Consider the following 16,409-nt stretch of genomic DNA (forward strand, 5'->3'; position numbering starts at 1 on the left):
TTGACCCTTGTGCACGATAGTATCCAAATAGACCCAGCGTAAAGACGAATCATTGCTAGCAGTGGAAACTAGAAAAGAAAGTTCGCTCTTGTGAATCGCATTAAACGCCACCGATGAACGGTCGCGGAAAGAGGATCGCATGTTGTTCGACCCAAGTGGGCAAGCCGTCCCAACTTGTGAACTGTGAAATGGTCAAGAAGACGAGATAGGTCCCCACGACCGCCAACATCAGTATCCGCACACTGATACGCGAAATTCGTGCCCATTTTTTTCGCGATGCCAGTGGGTTTCCGTTCTTGTCGATCGAGCTTTCGCCCATGCGGCGGCGGGCACGACGGAGTGCCAAGCCTTCGAATATCCTGGCGGGCAAGATGAAGGCAACAAACACCACACATGGCAACCAAGCGACTTCGCGCGGCGTCGCTTCGACTTTTAAGAGGTAAAGCGGCACAGGCAAAACAACCAAGCCAAGCAGCATCGCAGCAAACCATGCCCAAGGAGCAGCCACAAAATTTCGTCGGATCGTGCGCAGTTCAAACATTGCTGATAGCCGATTTTCGGCTGCAAAATGAGCTTGGAGCATCGGCAAGTACAGCAGCGTGACCCCCATCACCAACAGCGACAATCCGCCAATCAATCCTGCCAGCCCGCCTTCACCACTGCGATTCGCAGCAATGATGATCATGCCGGGAATCAACCAAACGAGCGTCCCGACGGCACCACGAGCGCCCAACCAGAACAGTCGAGGCAATTCCAGCGCGATGGTAAATTCCCAAAGCCGATCGGGAATGTCACGCCAAGTTGCCCATCGCCAACTTTCTTTCAAGAACCGCTTGGGCTGTGGCCACAGGTAGTGCCGAGGACGTCCTCCGCGAACCCAAGCCCACAACAAGTACATGGTTGCAACGAACGAACACACGATCGCCAAGAATCGCAGTACGACCGCTTGAGCCGAGCCCGGATTGATCAACTGCGCGACCGACTCCCAGTGAACCAGCAACTGAGTCGGCAGGGAAGCGACGAACACTGCCAAAACCGCCAAGCCGATCATTCCGGCTCGCCGCAAATTGGGAAGAGCATCGCGAAACTGACCACCTCGCGTCAATCGGCCGGCGACATCCAGCAAGTAGCCAAATGTGATCAATTGCAAAACGGGGATCGCTGTGAGCACGGCCAACAACGCCGTGAGCGATGCAACACAAAACGTGCCTCTGACAAACCACATGACTCCGCCAAACCAACGACGAACGCGGCTGCGTGGTTTCTCTTCGATGGTGGAAAGAGGCTCTCGAGCGGGTACCGCAGTCGCAACAACGATCTCAGAATCCAAACTAGCGGGCTCGCCAATCGATAGGGCGGCGCCAGCAGAATCGAGTTGCGAATCGTCCACTTGCAAAAAACCTTTGTCAGTTGTGCGTCACGCTGCTGCTAGATCAAGACGGTAAACGGGCGACGAGTTTCACGCCCGCTAAGCCATTCGCCGGACGCATCGCTTTCTTGCCGCCTCTTTCGCAAACAAACTGAATTTATCTTAGACACTTGTCTGCGATGTGCAGGCAATGTCGCGATCGCGAAGCAATTTTCCAGCGTTCGTGTCAAAAAAGACTGGCCATCATCGGTGGACAACCGACGACCCCCCATCGAGTGGCAAGCTTGGTAAACCTTGCGGCGCGAAACCGGTCGCATCAAGCGGCGTGAGGGATATTACCGATGCGTAGGATCGTACCGGTGATATCGGTGCAGCTGTGGCGAGTCCCGTAAGCTCGCCGATGACCGTGCATCCCAACCATTCCGCGGGTACGGGGATATATGCGACCTAAGACTCAATTCACCCTGGCTTCCAGCCGTCTGTTGTTTGCAATCACCATGATTGCGATCAGCATTCCAGCGTCACGCTTAGCCGCTCAAGGCCAGCGATCCGCTGAGGGTCTCAACGACATAAGACAAACACCTACGGTTCGTGCGATTCGTCGTGCGTCGCCAGCGGTGGTCAACATTCACGGTCAAAAGACTGTTCGCAACACCGCGGCCGGCCAAGCCGGCGCGGACCCTGATTCCTTTCGTCATGTCAATGGCATGGGAACCGGAGTTGTGATCGATCCACGTGGCTACGTGATTACAAACTATCACGTTGTCGAAGACGTCGATGATATCCGTGTGACGCTTCACGATGGCACCACCACCAGCGCCGACTTGGTGGCCTCGCGAATTCGAAGTGACTTGGCGCTAATCAAAGTTAATACACGTCAATCGTTGCCCACGATTCCGCGTGGCACCAGCGAAGACCTGATGGTCGGTGAAACCGTGATCGCAATTGGCAACGCATATGGCTACGTGCACACGTGCACGCAAGGCATCATCAGTGCGTTGCACCGCGATGTTCCGGTCAACGAAACACAAGACTACCTGGATCTGATCCAGATCAGCGCTGGCATCAACCCTGGCAACTCTGGTGGTCCGCTGCTGAACATCAAAGGCGACATGATCGGCGTCAACGTCGCTGTGCGTGTTGGAGCTCAGCAAATTGCGTTTACGATTCCGATCGACCAAGTGGTCGAAATTGTCACCGAGATGATCGAACAACATAACAACAGTCGTCTTTTAACCGGACTGCGAACCAACGGCGGTCCACGCGACGGCGACGGGGTAACCGTCGCCAATGTCTCCGCTAGCAGTCCAGCCGCACGGGAGGGAGTGAAGCCGGGTGACCGGGTGGTCCGTGTTGGTTCGCAACCGGTTGACGACCGACTGGATTATTCGCTGGCTCTGCTTAATGCAGCTCCCGGCGAAACGATTCCGCTGAGTATCGAACGCGATGGCAAGCTGATGAACTTGCAGATGGCGACAACACGTGCGGCCAAGACTTACACGGGTTCGTTTTCGGATCTAGCGTGGGCCGTGATTGGTGTCCGAGCCAAAACAGTTAGCCCGACCGCGATGAAACGGCTGAACACTCGAATGCAGACCAGTCACCGAGGTGGTTTGTACATCACCGCGGTGCGACCTGGTTCGGCTGCGGCTGATCAAGGCATCCAAGTCGGTGACGTCATGTTGGGCATTCACGGATGGCAAACGGCGACCCTGGATGACCTGCAAGGCATCTTGGAGCACCCTGATATGCAACGCGGATCGCGAGCGAAGTTCTACCTCGTTCGCCGTGAACAAACTTTGTTTGGACACATGCAACTGGCCGCCCAGCCACGACGATCGACCCGCCGCTAAAGAAGTAAAAGATCAACGTAGACGTCCCGGGGTAGACTCCTCCATCGCATCCCGCTGCGACCGGAGTTTGCCGACCCAGCCGGGACGCCGCGTTGATTTTTTGCGATGGTCAGTCAGGTCATTCCGATAAAACATTCACTCAGTTGTCTGATCTGGCGGCTTCCTTCGCTCGGCGGAGACTTCCTTGGTTAGAAAGGCAGCGTATTCACCAATAGTCAGACGACCGTTGCGGTCATAATCGGCGTCAGCGGGGCTTTTTCGCATCTGGGACCACTCCTTGGGCGTCAGCTCGCGGTCGCGATTGGTGTCGAAGCGGCGAAAATACGCTGTCGCGACCGCGATGAATTTCGCCGGCGGCTTGACTCGTAAAGTCCGCGGTGGCGACTGATTCTTTCTGTTCTTGGATTCCTTGCGGTGGGCGATCCGCACCGGCTGAGTGATTTTTGAACGTCGCGCGTCGACAGCTTCGCTTGGCGTGATGACTCCGTCTCGATTGGTGTCCCAGGTAAAAAAATCGGCAACCACTTGGTCGTTCCATTCGCTGGCGTACTCCGACATAGCAATCTGTCCGTCCGTATTCGTGTCTTTTTCTGCAAAGAAGTCCGGCATGTCTTCGTGCTGCCGGGGGTTTTGAAGGCTCCGGTATGACTTTCGCCCGCCAAAAATGTCTCGCTTGCTGCGGACGGTAATCCGATTCTTAGTCGGGGCCGTCGCGCTGAAAGCCGAATCGTTGGGAGGTGATTGCGTGGGCGGAAGAAGTCCGGGCTGCTTGGTCGACGCACTAACCAGTTCACGTTTTGAAACTTGGCGGTCTCGATTCGTGTCGATCAGTTTCAAGTTCGCGCGAACTGGAATTGAAAACTCATTGGGCTGCAAAATTCCGTCGCGGTTCTTGTCGTACTGGTTGATCAATTGCCTGGCACGGCTGACAAGACTGAGGTCCATCATCAAGTGATCGAAAGCCTCGGCCGCACCAAATCCTCGCAACGCTGGAGTCGGCTGCTTGTCGACGGAAAAACCTGGCACCAGTGGTCTCGGCTCGGATGAATCGATCGTTTTGCGAGCAGGTGTCGACTTTGGATTTGCCTTCTCCGTGCTGTTTACCGACCGGGTGCTGCGTGCTGATTGGGCATTCGCATTCTCGCTGCACAGCAGGGCGAAGCAATGAATCGCAATCAGCAAGCAAGGCAAACGGTTTCTCAATTCAGGTCTCCTTTGGACGCCGAATCACGCTTGGAGGAATGGGTGCGTCGTATGATCGCGCCACTTCCTCCATCGGCCGATGCAGGACTGACGCTAGCCCGGATGATTCACCTGTGACCGTTGGTGTACCGCCCACGGCGCGTTCATCGCTTACTCCGCTCATTTGAGCCCTTGGCTCGATCGTTTTTGGGAAAGAGTCCTTCGGGTTCTTCCCACGGCGTGCCGTGGGTAATGTTGCGACCCTCCGCGACATCGAATTGGAAATCATAGTATTTGCTGAACGGAATCCGATTGTCGTTCGTGTCGAAGTCAAAGAGATCGTCACCACATTCGGTGCCGACTCGCCAATCAAGTAGCATCGTTTCCTGCTTCACGTCTGCTTCGGTCATTCCACCGGAAACAATTTCAATTCGATAAGGCAACGGTTTTTTCAATTTTGGATGCATCCGCCACTCGATCCGGTTGTGGCCGAAAAAGTGTGGGCGCCCGACCATGCGACTTTTGAATTTGACTTGGACTGGCAAGTGTTTCAGACGTTTGCTCTGCGTCAATTCGATGTCGTAGTGCATGTCGCCTTTATCCCATTTCCACCTACTTCGGAGGTCACCGCCAGTAATTTCTTCCGCTGCGTCATAGATCGCTTGATGAAAATAGAGCGACTCAATCCAGTTCGTGTTCGGCGAAGTGCTCGTCGAGTAACCCCCTGGCAGAACCAGATCATCAAACGGATCAAACGTGGGAAAGCGAACGGTATAAGCCAAATACCTGTGAAAAGCCTTGTCTTTTGGTTTCGCAGTGTAGCCGGGGCCAATGGCCCATCCTGAACGATGCTTCAGTTGCGGTTTTTGGATGGTGACTTCGCTCCAGTTTTGGCCAACATGAGGTGGCTCCGACTTTTCGAATCCGAAAGCTTGATAAAGAAATTTGGATTTCGCATTACCAGCCATCAAGCGATAGACACCACCGAAGAATGGAGCACGACCGTTGCCAAAGGTCTGGTCTTGCATTCCCGTTGCGAACAGAGCAAAACGCTCTTGGACTTCGTCCCGCACGAGGGTCAGCTCAGTTAGCCCTGCGAACACATCCGCTTTCAACTTCTGTTGTTTCGCGGTTTCAGCATTCGGTTTATCAGCGATCGCTGGCACAGCTACGCAACTCAATGTGAGAACGATCACGATCTCAAATGCATTGTGAACGAAACAAAGCTTCCTATCAAACTGTGAGTTGTTATTGGTCATAGCTTGCATCTCCACCTTCGTCGTAGCCGCCGTCATCTCCTTGCCCACCTTCGTCGTAGCCACCGTCATCTCCTTGCCCACCTTCGTCGTAGCCACCGTCATCTCCTTGTCCTCCACCACCTTGTCCTCCACCACCTTGTCCTCCACCACCTTGTCCTCCACCACCTTGTCCTCCACCACCTTGTCCTCCACCACCTTGTCCTCCGCCTGGTCCTCCACATGCAACACCTGTGTATGGAAACCATGGATTGACTGCACCAGCTGGCGTTTGCTGGTTAGGGAGAGGTGGTTGGCAAACAAAGAATAAGCCGTCTGGATTGCAACTGCACGTGCCAGTGTGTTTACACACAAATACTTGCGCTTGGCCAACGGTTTGCCCAAATTCCATGGGTAGCGTATTTCGCTGCGTGGGTTTCGTCGTGGCTGCATCCGCACCCAATCGAACATACATCCGCATATTGCATTCGCCAGCAGCTTCTGGGTTGCCACAGGCGGCAGTGGGCCCGTTGTTGCACCCGTGAAAGTTCACCACCCCGCAGACCTTGAAGGGTTGGTTTTGTAAAACACCGTTGGCGTCCTTTTCTTGATGATTGATCATGCATTGCCCAGGTTGAGCGAATAAATTACCTACAATCATGAACGTGGCCGCAGCAACCACTGAAATTCTCTTCAACATCCTGATCCCCTGTTAAAAATGTTTAATCTCGTTTACGAACTCGAAAAGTCAGTTCTTTGTCATTGACGGTCAGTGTCGCTTTATAGTCTCGATCGGTTTCAATCGCAGCAGCGATCGGAAATGTCAATGCGACCAATGTCGGCATGACTTTCACGTGAGTTTCAATCGTTGCCTTTGGAATTTCCGCATGCCCTTCGCCACTATTAGCATTAACTGATCCGCTTCCATCTGAACAACGCAACGCAAGCGTTGCCTGAACAGTTTCGGATTTTTCAAACGCATCGATATCTCCAGTTGCGAAAACACGAACTGGTTTGCCATCAGAAACATAGACGATAGGTGGAATGACCCTCAGAACGCCGATGTACGTGATTGGAACGGAAAGGACCGGGAAACTCTTATCATTGAAAAATGGGCGAATGCGTATTTCGTTTGGCATTCCATCGGACCGATGACACGAAAGCACTATTGTTTGAGCGTCGCGCGGTTGATGCCTGATGCTAAACCCCTCGGTTACGCAATCAAATCGCGCAGATTCCGGTGCCAGAGTCTTATCATTGATCCGTAGTAGCAGGTCGCCTTGCCCATCAGGCTTGATCCGCAAATGATCCAACGGATACAGACGCGGTTCGATTTGTCCGGAAAACAATATTTCATGGGTCTTACCCGCATACTGCAATCGAATGCCCTCACTGAACTTTTCAGCCTTTTGTTTTCGGATTTGCGTCAAAAGGGGTGCGGACGAATTCGGCTTCACAAGATCGGCAAGCCGTTTCACCGCCGTGCAGCCGCAGGAACTGGTTACCGTTCCTAGACGAACATCTTCTGACAGGTCGTTCTGTAGGACGATGCGCCCGGTCAAGATAGCGCCCTCAAAATGTACTCCAAGTGGTACGGTGATCTGCTTCGAAATTTCGGATGCCTTGATAGTTGCCCATACAGGAATGTTGTCGACTTCCTGTTTTGGCAGTTGCACTTTGTCGAACTTGACAGCGGCAGGTTCATTGCTTTTCTGTGGCTCGGCCGAGGGCAAAACGCCCTGTGCCCGCAGAAGGGGTGCCACAGCCAGGGTGCTCACGAGCGTGATCACGCCCCCAAAGCTGCAAATATTCCACATGGTTTTGCCCTCAAGAAACTAGAAGGGAACCAATACCCCCCCCCCACCCGTAGTGTCAACAATCGCTGCGTTGATTTTTCATTTGGATGGATGACAATTTGAAAACTGAAATTTCAGATTTCTATTCCTGTCCCAGGCCAAACACTCATGCGTGGTTTCTTCCTCATCGCTTTGCTGGCGACTACGTTTCCGCGGTTGCTCTTTGCCGCAGAAGCTAATGCCGCAGAACCCATTGACATGTTCATCGTTGCTGGCCAGTCCAATGCCGTCGGCGTCGATGCTCCGGCTAGTGAACTGACGAAACAGCCGATCGACGATTCGATTCTGATTTGGTGGCGTACGGGCGACCCACCGCCTGACAAACACGACTCGATCAGCGATGGATGGCAAACGCTTCGCGCTCAACCCAAGGGCGATCCCATCCTTCCACGCGATAACAAGACACGGCAATGGGGCAACTACGCACAGGCTGACGGCGGTTTTGGACCTGAGATCGGGTTTGCGAGAACCGTCGCGGCTAAGCGACCCACGCCTGTTGCGATCATCAAAGTTGCGTTTAGCGGAACACACGTCGAAGGCGACTGGGATCCCCAAGCGGAGCCGACGAATGAATTCGACTGGCGCGATAGCCAGGGTGCTTGCTACCGCCAACTCATCGACGAATACGGCCGCGCGATCGAAGGTTTGCAGTCACGTGGCTTCACCCCAACCGCACGTGCGATGATTTGGGTGCAAGGCGAAAGCGATGCCAATTCGACCATGGCACCTCGCTACGAAGCAAACCTACGGGAAATGGTTGGCGCGCTGCGAAGCGACATTGCGACTCCGGGCATGATGTTGGTGCTGGGTGTGAATACAGAATTCAGCCGCGGCAAAAACAAATTCGTTCCCAAAATCGTTGCGTCGCAAAAGAAGCTGGCGACTCAAGAAGAGTCGATCATTTACGTCGATACTGAGGGAGCAACGACGTTCAACGCGGCACACTTCGACGCCGCTGGCACGATTGACGTTGGGGAACGATTTGCCAAGGCTTGGTTGTCATCCCAGTAAGCCATCAACTACCAAGTCCGGGCGGCTTCGTAGGCCGAAATCTTGTCTTCGACTAGCAACGTTTGAGCGATATCATCCAAACCTTGCAGCATGTTTTCGCGGCGACTCGGATCAACTTCAAATGAACGCTCGAACCCGCTCTCATCGCGGACGACCTGATTTTCCAAATCGACTGTCAACTGATACGGCGCGTTTTCAGCTCGCTTGAACAGTTCATCGATATCGGCATCGGGCAGCACGATGGGCAACACACCATTCTTGAAACAGTTGTTGTAGAAAATGTCGGCAAACGAAGGCGCGATCACACTGCGAAAACCGTAGTCGTCTAGTGCCCAAACAGCATGTTCGCGACTACTGCCGCTCCCAAAGTTCTGGCGTGCTACCAGAATCGAAGCATCTTTGACGACGTCCTGATTCAGTTCGAAGTCCGGATTTGGCGTCGTTCCATCGTCTTGGAAACGCCAATCGTAAAACAAAAACTGACCAAACCCTGTGCGTTCGATTCGCTTCAGGAACTGTTTAGGGATGATTTGATCGGTGTCGACGTTCGCGCGATTCATCGTCGCGACGACGCCGGAGTGAACGGTGAAGGCTTTCATAGTCGAAGCAGGGGGCTGGAATCTAAGTGCTGGAAATAAACGAAGGGCGGACTAGGACTTGTAGGCCCAGTCACGGATATCAACAAAATGCCCTTCAACGGCAGCGGCAGCGGCCATAGCAGGACTGACCAAGTGAGTTCGGCCACCTTTGCCTTGCCGGCCTTCGAAGTTTCGATTGCTGGTACTGGCACAGCGTTCGCCGGGAGCCAATTTGTCCGGGTTCATCGCCAGGCACATGCTGCAACCGGCCTCGCGCCAATCAAAACCGGCTTCCTTGAACACTTTGTCCAAGCCTTCTCGTTCGGCATGCTCTTTCACTTTGCCACTGCCTGGGACCACCATCGCATTGACATCGCTTGAAACGTGGTGACCTTTGACGACCGCCGCGGCAGCTCTCAAGTCTTCGATCCGCGCGTTGGTACACGACCCGATGAAGACGCGATCGATCTTGATGTCTTGGATCGGCGTACCGGCTTTCAGATCCATGTAGTCCAGCGAATCTTGCGTCGTTTTCTGGTCCGTCGGATCGCTAAAGTCAGACGGGTTAGGTGTCGAAGCCGTCACGCTTAACACTTGACCTGGGTTGGTTCCCCAAGTGACTTGTGGTTCGATGTCTTTGCCTTGGTAGACGTTGGACCGATCGTAGGTTGCACCTGGGTCGCTGGGCAAATGTCTCCAACGCTCCACTGCGGCTTCAAAATCTTTGGGAGACTCGGGTTTGTCACGAAGGTAGTCGAACGTCGTTTGGTCCGGCGCGATCATGCCAGCACGTGCGCCCGCTTCGATCGACATATTGCAAACTGTCATGCGTTCTTCCATTGAAAGAGCACGCACGCAGTCGCCGGTGTATTCCAACACATAACCGGTGCCGCCCGCCGTTCCGATCTGGCCGATCAAGTACAGGATCATGTCCTTGGCGGTAACACCTTTAGACAGCTCACCGTCGACGCGAAGTTCAAATGTCTTGGGTTTGAACTGCAACAGGGTTTGCGTGGCCAAAACATGTTCGACTTCACTGGTTCCAATCCCAAATGCCAAGGACCCAAAAGCACCGTGCGTCGCTGTGTGCGAGTCACCACAGACGATCGTCATACCGGGCTGCGTGTAACCATTTTCGGGGCCGATGACGTGAACGATGCCTTGGCGAACATCACCGATATCAAAAAGCTGAACGCCAAATTCGGCGCAGTTTTCTCGCAGCGTTTCAATTTGCTTGCGGCTGATCGGGTCTGCGATCGGCAGGCTACGATCCGACGTCGGCACGTTGTGATCGGGAGTGGCCAACGTGCGTGCAGGTTGGCGGACGGGCCGCTGAGCCAGTCGGAGCCCCTCGAACGCTTGAGGGCTGGTCACTTCGTGGACCAAGTGCAGATCAATGTACAGAACTGCCGGGCCAGTCGTAGGGGCGTGGACCACATGCTCGTTCCAGATTTTGTCGAGCATGTTGCGAGGCGTATTTTCGGTCGCTGACATGAAGTTGATAGTGCAAAGGGAAACGGAATCTTTGCGGCCACTGTCAACTCTAAAGCCGAAAATGTCAACGGCTCAGGACGATTTCTAGCTCATGAACAGGCCAGAAAGCCGCACGCCGGATCAGACGCTGCGGCGGCGAAAAGGTTCGCCAGAAGGGAATCCCACCGGGGCATGGCGGGATTCGTGCGATGGCGGACACCATCGCGTTCAGATTTCTGTCACGCCACAGCGAGACGGCACACCGACCTAAACAGGTTCTTCGATGTACTCGCGAGTTTCGGCGATAGCCCCCGGAACAATTCGCGTTACGCTGACTTTGGTGCGACGAAGTTCTTCGATTTCAGCGGCCATCTGTGAGATCAGATTGGCGATCTCTTCACCGGCGGATTCGCCAATGTTGATCATCAGGGCTTTGCGAGAATTGTACGATAGGCCAGCGTTTTTCATCGCGAAGCACTCCAGTTGATATCAGAATAGTGGGGAAAAGGGCGTAGATCTAAGAAATAGTTCGATCCTGCCCCAAGGCAAGCGTTACTTATTCGACAGTCACGCTTTTTGCCAAGTTACGTGGTTTATCGACGTCACATCCCCGCAAAAGGGCAATGTGATAGGACAGTAACTGTAGTGGTACAACCGACACAATCGGCTGCAAAATCTCAGGAACCGAAGGGATCCGAATCACATCATCGGCAATTGATTCGATTTGCGGGTCCTCGTGGCTGGCAATGGCGATGACCGGCCCGCCACGTGCTTTGACCTCTTCCATGTTGGCCAAGACTTTTTCGTAGGTCGTGCCATGTGGAATGATAAAAACGCTGGGCGTGTGTTCGTCGACCAGTGCGATGGGACCATGCTTCATTTCGGCCGCTGGGTAGCCTTCAGCGTGGATATAACTGATCTCTTTTAGTTTCAGCGCGCCTTCCAAAGCCGTTGGGAAATTGTATTGGCGCCCCAGATACAACACGTTGGACACGTCTTTGTATTTTTGGGCCACGTCACGCACCTGTACATCACAAGTCAACGCTTGCTGAACCGCTCCGGGCAACTGCTGCATCTCTTCGATAATGCGTTTACCACCCTCGTAACTTAAATGGCGCATGCGACCAAAGTACAACGCCAACATCGCCAGCACGCAGCACTGCGATGTGTAAGCTTTGGTACTGGCCACTCCAATCTCTGGACCGGCGTGCAAGTAGACTCCACCATCTGCCGCCTGTGCGATCGAACTCGCGACGACATTACAAATTGCAAGCGTGCGGTGCCCCTTGCGTTTGGTCTCGCGAAGGGCCGCTAACGTGTCAGCTGTCTCACCACTCTGCGTAATTCCAAAGACTAGCGTATTGTTGTCGATCGGTGGATTTCGATAACGCAGCTCGCTTGCGTATTCCACACTGACCGGAATCCGCGCAAGCTCTTCGATCAAGTATTCGCCGACCAGTGCGGAGTGCCAACTGGTTCCGCAGCCCGTCAAAATGATCCGTTCGACACCGCGCAGTTGCTGCGGAGTCAGATTTAAACCACCAAACACCGCCGTCGCGTCTTGTTCATCCAAGCGACCACGCATGGCATTGCGAATCGATTCGGGTTGCTCATAAATTTCTTTGAGCATGTAGTGGTCGAAGCCTTCCAACGAGACTTCGTTACTTTCCGTTTCCAGCGGACGGATATCGACGCGCACCTTTCCTTGGTCGCGATGCAACACTGAGAAACCTTCGGGCGTCAACACAGCCAACTGATGGTCAGCCATGTACACGATTCGCTCGGTGCTTCCAATCAACGGAGTCGCATCGCTGGCCAAAAAGTACTCGCCCCGTCCAACACCAATCACCAATGGACTGCCGAATCGAGCGGCAATGATCATGTTGGGCTTTTCGCGAAACGCAATCGCCAAACCATACGTTCCACGAAGCTGTGCAACCGCCCACTGCACCGCAGTGACGTAACGCATGTTGGGCTGTTCTTTGTTTTCGGGCGTTTTTTTCAGCCCTTCGGCGACCAGATGGGCGATGACTTCGCTGTCGGTGTCCGATTTGAACTCGTACCCCTTTTTGATCAGTTCGTCTTTCAGTAACTGAAAATTTTCGATCACACCGTTGTGAACCAGCACAACTTCGCCTTCGCCGCCCACATGCGGGTGGGCGTTTTCATGAGTTGCCGGACCGTGCGTGGCCCAACGTGTATGGCCGATGCCAAGCATGCCTGCCGGCGGTGTTTCGCCTAGTTCGCCAGCCAACGCATCGATGCGTCCAACGCTTCGGGTGATGTTGATCTCGGCGCCACCATGGACGGCTACCCCTGCGCTGTCGTAACCGCGGTATTCCAGCCTTCGCAAACCATTAAGCAAGAATGAACCGGCGTCACTGCCACCCACGTACCCCACAATACCGCACATAGAATCTCTCGAATTTATCTAAAACAAGCGTTCGCACATTCGGGGGAAACCAGAGTCCGAAATGTACGACACTTAGTGAATGGCTTGATTGACTTGGATTGCTTCAAATTCTTGATTGCAGCGTCTACCAAAGTCACTGGATCGATGGGTTTGCAAAACCATCTCGGTCGCTCGACTCGCAGGCAAACGGGATCTGTCTACAGTAACACCACCGTGCGGCAGAGTAAAAATAGGCTGGCTTTAACGATTTGAAAAGTGTTTCAATTCTGCATTTTCAGTACTTATTTTCTCTCCGCAGCCGCAAATTTGCTTCGGACGACGCTCGGTCGCCGTAGTCGCCCTTACGCAGCACGGCGGGCGGGCCGCGTTGCTTTGTCGGTCACAGCGTCCAGATCGATTTGGACCCACTGTTCGTCAGTCAGTTGGTAAATCGACGTGTTTTCTGACGCGACCTTCTTCAGTGCTTTGCTGATATCGAGCAGGGCAACCGATTCGGCTGGTCCAGCGACTGGATCAGCAATCAAAATCAAATCCACAACGCCAACCGTGCTGGACACGCGATTCAGACCAGCCGAAACACTCATCGGTACCAATGTCGGCTGGACGTTCTGAGCCCGAATCTGTTTGTGAAAATCTTTGAGCGTGATCGGTCCGTCTGCCATCTCGAACATATCGATCGCGACGTAACGCACTGGGTTGCCACCATTGGCTTCCACCAGAGCAGCCGTCATGGCTAAAGCCCGCTCGCCATCGCCCACGCCGATCTCCAAGATCGATGTTGCACCACTGCTTCGGACCAAACGACAGGTCGCCGCGTGCGGTCCACCGCCGAATCGATCCAGCAAACTGAGCTTGGGCTTTGCAGCCGGCTTCGACGGCACCGGCACCTGCGGATCACGACTAGCGGTGCCGCTATTGAGCTTCTTTTTGGTCGCTTGCTTGGGATTTGCGACACCAGCACTGTCAGCCGATTTACCGCGAATCGTGTTCCAAAGTTTGATAAGGGGCATCGCTTGATTGCCTTTGACTGCCCACCGCGCGGCGCTCGAAGTAGCAGCTCAGCGCGTTTCTGGGGGTACGAATTTGAGGACTTCTCTCTTTGTGTCGTCGCCACCAGCGAATTGAATCGACTGTGTCTCAGTTTATTCCGGTTATGCCGACCACCGCCGAATATGCGTCCTACGTTTGCTGTGACGGATCGGGCCAGTCTCATTGGACAACGACGGTCTGTCGCACTCATTTTGCACGGGAAAACCATGGTTCGCACAACACCGACTTCCTCCGATCCGACGTCGATCCGATCGATACTTGATAGCATCGATGCCGCCGCTTCAGCGATCCAGGCCTGCGAACCAAGACTGGCACTTTCGGCAAGTCTGGCCGCTGACGTTCTGCTGGACGCCCTGGATGTCCAATCCGTCGATACTCCCGAAAATTTCGCTGTCGATGACACGGCCAATTTCGATAGCGCCCCGGCAGAGCCAACCACATTGCTGGAGCAAGCCGCCGAAGTGCGCGGCGCTTCTGGTATCGATGGCAGCGGGCAAACCGTCGCTGTGATTGATAGTGGTATCGGCTGGCAACACGAAGCATTCGGAAGCGGCTTTGGTCCTGGCTACCGCGTCGTCGGAGGATGGGACTTTGCAGAGAACGACGCCGACCCCAATGACGATGGGCCCAGCGGATTTCACGGAACGCACGTCGCTGGACTGCTAGGCGGAGATACCGACGGTTTTCAAGGAGTCGCACCGGGAGCCGACTTGGTCGCGTTGCGAGTCTTTGACGATAGCGGAGCCGGCGAATTGGAATGGATCGAATCGGCTCTGCAGTGGGTGCATGACAACCAAGACAGCTTTGAATCGCCGATCACGACGGTCAACCTTTCGGTCGGTGCAGCGCTGAGCGATGCGAATCGCGCCGACGCAGAGATGATGTTGGCCGACGAACTGCAGCAACTTCGCGATGACAACATTTTGGTATTTGCGGCGGCTGGCAACTTTTTCGGCTCCGACCAATCCACTGGCGACAACCAAGTCCTCTTTCCAGCATCTGATCCATCGGTCGTTGCGATCAGTAGCGTAGACGACGACGGCGGACTGAGCGATTTTGCGCAGCGTGATTCTGGAATCCTAGCAACCAACGGCGAAAGCATTCGTAGCAGCGTGCCGGATCATGTTTTTGGCTGGGATGGCAAAAACGACGACTTCGCATCGCTGGACGGAACCAGCATGGCCACGCCGCAAGCTGCCGGTGCATCGATGCTCATTCGCCAAGCCATGATCGAAGAAGGACTTGAGCCGACCGCCGAGAGTGTTTTGGCGCGTCTCTACAGTGCAGCCTATTCGCAGGTCGACCCGGTCAGCGGCGAGATTTTTCACAACATCGATTTGGCAGCAGCCATTGGTGACACAAGTGCGGTCGACACGGACCCCGAATTGCCACTGGATCGATACGATGGCTCAAGTGATTCCGATTCGATCGTGTTGGATCTGACGGACGGAATCATCATGCGAATCGGCGACCAGACTTACACGCTGCAACAGAATCCGTCTGGCGATCCACTGGTGATTGATGTTGGTAGCGGAGCCGATTCGATTCAGATCATTGGATCCGAACAGACCGAACGCCTGGTCGCACACGCCACCAGTTCACTTGTTGACGGAAACGTATTGGAGAGCAGCCTAAGCACAAACGAGTTCGAAATCACGCTTCGCGGGTTCGAGAACATTAGCTTTGATGGAGGCGGCGGACGCGACCGTGCGACGCTTTACGATTCAGCCGGCAACGACACCCTGCGTTCAACAGCTGATACCGCGACCTTGTCCGGTGTGGGATTTCAGTTTGAAGTTTCCAACATGGCTCGTGTCTATGTGCATGCCAATAACGGTGGCGATGACACGGCGTTCATGCAAGATTCAGCCGGTGATGATACCCTCGCTGTGCGGCCGCAGTTCACCAGTCTCCGCAGCGACAGCCACTTCCAATCAGCGCTCGGTTTTGAATCGGTCTACGCCTACGCCAATGCTGGTGGCAACGACACCGCGACCATCTACGACTCAGTCGGCGACGACACGATGAGCGTTTCGGCAAGTCGCACGATGATCAATGGCCCCGACTACCAAGTCAGCGCTCGCGGTTTCGAGAGCGTCGTCGGACACGCCAATGCGGGTGGGGAAGACGTCGCCAAAATCTACGGCGACTCGGACTCCAATCAGTGGCACGCGACTGACGACATGCTGCAATGGACCGGGCAAGATGAATCAGTCCGCGTGGCCCGTGGGTTCGAGCGAGCATTCGCTTTTGAAAACTACCAGCCAATCCCGATTGAACGTCTATCCATTCAATCGCTGATCGCGGACGTCGACGAACGCGAAGAACTGGCACTTCGCGAAGCCGAGGCACAAAGAAGCGTTTTTGACAACCTTGGCAAATAGCAAAT

The 16,409-nt window shown here is 54.3% G+C and carries 12 protein-coding genes; 3 read left to right on the top strand and 9 right to left on the bottom strand.

Features of this window, described 5'->3' with window-relative positions:
* Positions 1–100: 100 nt before the first annotated feature.
* Positions 101–1,390: a DUF4013 domain-containing protein gene (locus tag K239x_RS27215; RefSeq protein WP_419189450.1), complete on the bottom strand. Its 1,290-nt coding sequence runs from the start codon at positions 1,388–1,390 to the stop codon at positions 101–103.
* 419 nt (positions 1,391–1,809) lie between these two features.
* Between K239x_RS27215 and K239x_RS27220 the strand changes: the two genes are divergently transcribed.
* A complete protein-coding gene (locus K239x_RS27220) occupies positions 1,810–3,222 on the top strand; it encodes a trypsin-like peptidase domain-containing protein (RefSeq protein ID WP_145421542.1) in 1,413 nt (470 codons plus the stop codon).
* 135 nt (positions 3,223–3,357) lie between these two features.
* On the opposite strand, the gene K239x_RS27225 is transcribed toward K239x_RS27220, so the two are convergent.
* The 3 genes from K239x_RS27225 to K239x_RS27235 form a co-directional block, all read right to left on the bottom strand.
* Complete coding sequence (locus K239x_RS27225) at positions 3,358–4,248, bottom strand: hypothetical protein (protein ID WP_419189451.1); 891 nt, start codon at positions 4,246–4,248, stop codon at positions 3,358–3,360.
* A 320-nt stretch (positions 4,249–4,568) separates the two neighbouring features.
* Complete coding sequence (locus K239x_RS29005; protein WP_419189452.1) at positions 4,569–6,152, bottom strand: hypothetical protein; 1,584 nt, start codon at positions 6,150–6,152, stop codon at positions 4,569–4,571.
* A gap of 209 nt (positions 6,153–6,361) precedes the next feature.
* Positions 6,362–7,456 carry a DUF1573 domain-containing protein gene (locus tag K239x_RS27235; protein ID WP_145421546.1) on the bottom strand — a complete coding sequence of 365 codons (1,095 nt, stop codon included), beginning with the start codon at positions 7,454–7,456 and terminating at the stop codon, positions 6,362–6,364.
* 147 nt (positions 7,457–7,603) lie between these two features.
* Between K239x_RS27235 and K239x_RS27240 the strand changes: the two genes are divergently transcribed.
* Positions 7,604–8,506: a sialate O-acetylesterase gene (locus K239x_RS27240; RefSeq protein ID WP_145421548.1), complete on the top strand. Its 903-nt coding sequence runs from the start codon at positions 7,604–7,606 to the stop codon at positions 8,504–8,506.
* A gap of 8 nt (positions 8,507–8,514) precedes the next feature.
* On the opposite strand, the gene leuD is transcribed toward K239x_RS27240, so the two are convergent.
* The 5 genes from leuD to K239x_RS27265 form a co-directional block, all read right to left on the bottom strand.
* Positions 8,515–9,105, bottom strand: a complete 591-nt coding sequence (leuD, locus tag K239x_RS27245; protein WP_145421550.1) for a 3-isopropylmalate dehydratase small subunit — start codon at positions 9,103–9,105, stop codon at positions 8,515–8,517.
* Between the two features lie 51 nt (positions 9,106–9,156).
* The gene (gene leuC, locus K239x_RS27250) at positions 9,157–10,578 is read right to left on the bottom strand and encodes a 3-isopropylmalate dehydratase large subunit (protein WP_145421553.1); all 1,422 of its coding nucleotides are present in this window, start codon (positions 10,576–10,578) and stop codon (positions 9,157–9,159) included.
* A 246-nt stretch (positions 10,579–10,824) separates the two neighbouring features.
* A complete protein-coding gene (locus K239x_RS27255; RefSeq protein WP_145421555.1) occupies positions 10,825–11,025 on the bottom strand; it encodes a hypothetical protein in 201 nt (66 codons plus the stop codon).
* An 88-nt stretch (positions 11,026–11,113) separates the two neighbouring features.
* Positions 11,114–12,970, bottom strand: coding sequence for a glutamine--fructose-6-phosphate transaminase (isomerizing) (gene glmS / locus K239x_RS27260; RefSeq protein ID WP_145421558.1), 1,857 nt, complete (start codon positions 12,968–12,970; stop codon positions 11,114–11,116).
* A gap of 341 nt (positions 12,971–13,311) precedes the next feature.
* Complete coding sequence (locus K239x_RS27265) at positions 13,312–13,980, bottom strand: hypothetical protein (protein WP_145421560.1); 669 nt, start codon at positions 13,978–13,980, stop codon at positions 13,312–13,314.
* 246 nt (positions 13,981–14,226) lie between these two features.
* Between K239x_RS27265 and K239x_RS27270 the strand changes: the two genes are divergently transcribed.
* Positions 14,227–16,404, top strand: a complete 2,178-nt coding sequence (locus K239x_RS27270) for a S8 family peptidase (RefSeq protein WP_419189453.1) — start codon at positions 14,227–14,229, stop codon at positions 16,402–16,404.
* The last annotated feature ends 5 nt before the right edge of the window (positions 16,405–16,409 follow it).

The sequence above is a fragment of the Stieleria marina genome (assembly GCA_007741555.1).
Classification (GTDB): Bacteria; Planctomycetota; Planctomycetia; order Pirellulales; family Pirellulaceae; genus K23-9.

Excerpts from the sequence above, each read along its gene's own strand:
- K239x_RS27220 (WP_145421542.1), top strand. The coding sequence starts at position 1,810 with ATGCGACCTAAGACTCAATTCACCCTGGCTTCCAGCCGTCTGTTGTTT.
- K239x_RS27235 (WP_145421546.1), bottom strand. The coding sequence starts at position 7,456 with ATGTGGAATATTTGCAGCTTTGGGGGCGTGATCACGCTCGTGAGCACC.
- K239x_RS27240 (WP_145421548.1), top strand. The coding sequence starts at position 7,604 with ATGCGTGGTTTCTTCCTCATCGCTTTGCTGGCGACTACGTTTCCGCGG.
- leuD (WP_145421550.1), bottom strand. The coding sequence starts at position 9,105 with ATGAAAGCCTTCACCGTTCACTCCGGCGTCGTCGCGACGATGAATCGC.
- leuC (WP_145421553.1), bottom strand. The coding sequence starts at position 10,578 with ATGTCAGCGACCGAAAATACGCCTCGCAACATGCTCGACAAAATCTGG.
- K239x_RS27255 (WP_145421555.1), bottom strand. The coding sequence starts at position 11,025 with ATGAAAAACGCTGGCCTATCGTACAATTCTCGCAAAGCCCTGATGATC.
- glmS (WP_145421558.1), bottom strand. The coding sequence starts at position 12,970 with ATGTGCGGTATTGTGGGGTACGTGGGTGGCAGTGACGCCGGTTCATTC.
- K239x_RS27265 (WP_145421560.1), bottom strand. The coding sequence starts at position 13,980 with ATGCCCCTTATCAAACTTTGGAACACGATTCGCGGTAAATCGGCTGAC.
- K239x_RS27270 (WP_419189453.1), top strand. The coding sequence starts at position 14,227 with ATGGTTCGCACAACACCGACTTCCTCCGATCCGACGTCGATCCGATCG.